Below are 3,064 nucleotides of genomic sequence, written 5' to 3' on the forward strand. Positions count from 1 at the left end.
AGATGCTCTACCGTCAAAAATTCCAGCACTTCGTCGGCTTTGGCGCGCAGGGCGCGTTCCTGATCGGCGATGCGTTTGCGGCCAAACCATGTGTTCCACAAGGTTTCACCCACCTGATCGCCCGGCACCATCATTAGGTTCTCGCGGCAGGTCATCGACGAAAATTCATGCGCGATCTGGAAGGTCCGCAACAATCCTTTGTGGAATAATTCGTGGGGCGGCAGGCCGGTGATGTCTTCGCCATCCATCGTGACACGGCCAGACGTTGGTTTAAGAACACCAGCGATCACATTGAAAAGCGTGGTTTTTCCCGCACCGTTGGGGCCGATCAACCCGGTGATTGTGCCCTTGCCAATGGTAAGGCTGGCCCCATCGACAGCATGAAAGCCACCGAAGTGTTTGTGTACATCGTCAACGACGATCATATGACTATCCCTGTGTCCCGCGTCGTAGATGCGCGGTTATCGTTTGAAAACAGCAGCCCGGTTGCCCGGACTGCTGCGCACTTACATTATCAGGACTTATTTGAAACCGATAGTTTCGATAACGCCGTCTTTGACTTCGATCATGCGGTAAGTACCCGCAGATTCGCCCGCGCCAATCAGTTCGACCGCAGATGCGCCGACATAGTCGACGTCCGTGCCAGCGGCGATCAGCTCAAGCGCTTTCGCCAGTTCACCGGGATAGATTTTCTCGCCGGGGGCGTTTGCCACTTCGAGGATCTTTGGCCCGTAGACTGCTGGATCCATCGAATCTGCCGCTTGCATCGCCAGCAGGAACAGGGCTGCCGCATCATAAGATTCAGGTGTGTAAGGTGATGTGCCGTTAAAGCCACCGTCTTCGGCCATCTTGGTGAAAACTTCGATGCCTTGGCCTTCGGAACCAGCGATTTGACCGTAAGACCCGTTCAGATCATCACCGATGCGACCGGGCAATGTGTCACCGATCATCCCGCCGGGCAGGCCGAATGTGTCGAATGCACCTGTGTCCAGTGCTGCGTTGATGATGCCCGGACCGCCTTGGTCAAGGTAACCCGCAACAACAAGAATATCACCGCCAGCGGATGCCAGCGCGCCAACTTCGGCAGAGTAATCGGCTTTGCCGTCTTCATGTGCTGCAACGATGGTGACTTCGCCACCGATGGCTTTGAAAGATGTTTCGATCGCGTCGGCCAGACCCTTGCCATAGTCGTTGTTGGTATAGGTCAGCGCGATGGATTTCACGCCACGCTCTTGCAGGATTTCTGCCATGACTTCACCTTCGCGCGCGTCCGACGGGGACGTGCGGAAGAACAAACCATTGTCCTCCATGGTGGACAGACCGGGCGATGTGGCAGACGGGGAAATCATCGCCATACCGTTTGGAATAGCAACGTTTTGCAAAACCGCACCCGTCACGCCTGAGCAATCTGCACCGATCAGACCATTGATGCCTTCGGCGATCAGGCGTTCAGCACCGGCAACCGCCAGCGCGTTGTCGATACAGCCCGAATCCGCACGGATCGAAGTAACTTTTGCGCCACCCATCAGCTTGCCGCTGTCGGTGACTTCTTTCATGGCCATCTCGGCACCGGACGCCATTGGGCCGGTCAGTGATTCAATCGGACCGGTAAAGCCGAATACGATCCCCAGTTTAACTTCTTTGGAATGCGCGTCCGCATAAGCGTTCGTCGCAAGCAGTGCCGCAGCCGTTGTGGCCATAAGCATCTTTTTCATGGTCGTCTCCCGTGTTGGAACTTTATGTTCAGCGCAAAGCCTATGCGGGGATTTTGAAAAAGAAAAGTCCAATCGGATGATCACGTTTGGTCATGTGGGGGTGATTTGCTTGGGAAAAAGCCTAAACTATCAACGGGACCGTAATCAGGAGTGCCATAATGCTTAGATCAACCTTTCTGGCCTTTGGCCTGTGCATTTGCGCCTTTCAGGCGGCAGCGCAGGATATTGAGATAACTCAACGCATTAGCGGTCTGGACACGCCTTGGGGGCTGGCAGTTTTACCCGATGCCACGGTTCTGGTGACCGAGATTGACGGCCGGTTGTTAAGCTTTGCAAACGGCACCGCGCAGACCGTATCGGGCACGCCAAAGGTTGACCAGAACGGGCAGGGTGGGTTTTTGGACATCACACCGGCGCGTGATTTTGCGACCAGCCGGACGCTGTTTTTCACCTATGCCAAGGCAATGCGAGGCGGATCCGGCACAGCGCTCGCCGCAGCAGAACTGTCCAAAGATGGCAAAACCCTTGATAACCTGCGTGATTTATTCGTCATGTCCCAAGGGTCGCGCGTGGGCAGGCATTTCGGCAGCCGTGTGGTCGAAGGAACCGACGGCACGTTGTTTATGACCATTGGCGACCGTGGTGATGACATGACAGCCCAGAATTTGGGTCTCCACAACGGGTCAGTTATCCGCGTCAATCGCGACGGGTCTGTGCCACGGGACAACCCCTTTGTTGGTCAGGCCGGGGCTCTGCCTGAAATCTGGTCTTATGGTCACCGCAACCCGCAGGGCGCAGGGCTGGATTTGCAGGGCAATCTGTGGGTCTCGGAACATGGCGCGCGCGGCGGGGACGAGGTGAACCGGATCAAGAAAGGTGCCAATTTCGGCTGGCCTGTGATTTCCTATGGGCGGCACTATTCGGGCCTCAAGATCGGCGAAGGCACGTCCAAAACGGGGATGGAACAACCCCAAGCCTATTGGGACCCGTCCATCGCGCCCTCCGGACTGCTGGTTTATTCTGGCAGGATGTTCCCCGAATGGCGTGGCGATATCTTTGTGGGGGCTCTGAAATTCAACTATATTTCCCGCCTCCAAGGATCGCCGCTGCGCGAAGTAGCGCAGATCAAGACCGATCAGACCGCGCGGGTGCGTGACATTATCGAGGCACCAGATGGCGCGATCTGGTTCATATCAGTGGGCAACGGTTCGATTTACACAATAACGCCAAAATAGCAGCCTATAGGTTCGGGCCGAAAACCATGAGGGCGGCGCTCTTCAAGCGGTTGAAAGATACCCTTTCAGGGATTCCCGCACGACTTCTCGGGCGATATCGGCGGGCTTTTGATC

Annotated in this window: 3 protein-coding genes; 1 reads left to right on the top strand and 2 read right to left on the bottom strand. The window is 56.0% G+C overall.

The window, feature by feature from the left end; all coding sequences use genetic code 11:
* Both ABYT07_RS20080 and ABYT07_RS20085 read right to left on the bottom strand, forming a co-directional pair.
* A partial coding sequence (locus tag ABYT07_RS20080; protein ID WP_372993780.1) for an ABC transporter ATP-binding protein occupies positions 1–425 on the bottom strand: 425 nt, incomplete at its 3' end.
* Positions 426–521: 96 nt separating this feature from the next.
* Positions 522–1,715, bottom strand: a complete 1,194-nt coding sequence (locus ABYT07_RS20085) for an ABC transporter substrate-binding protein (RefSeq protein WP_372993781.1) — start codon at positions 1,713–1,715, stop codon at positions 522–524.
* A 158-nt stretch (positions 1,716–1,873) separates the two neighbouring features.
* Between ABYT07_RS20085 and ABYT07_RS20090 the strand changes: the two genes are divergently transcribed.
* Positions 1,874–2,950, top strand: coding sequence for a PQQ-dependent sugar dehydrogenase (locus ABYT07_RS20090; RefSeq protein ID WP_372993782.1), 1,077 nt, complete (start codon positions 1,874–1,876; stop codon positions 2,948–2,950).
* Positions 2,951–3,064: the final 114 nt, after the last annotated feature.

Origin of the sequence: Sulfitobacter sp., from assembly GCF_041552635.1 — a bacterium.
Classification (GTDB): domain Bacteria; phylum Pseudomonadota; class Alphaproteobacteria; order Rhodobacterales; family Rhodobacteraceae; genus Sulfitobacter.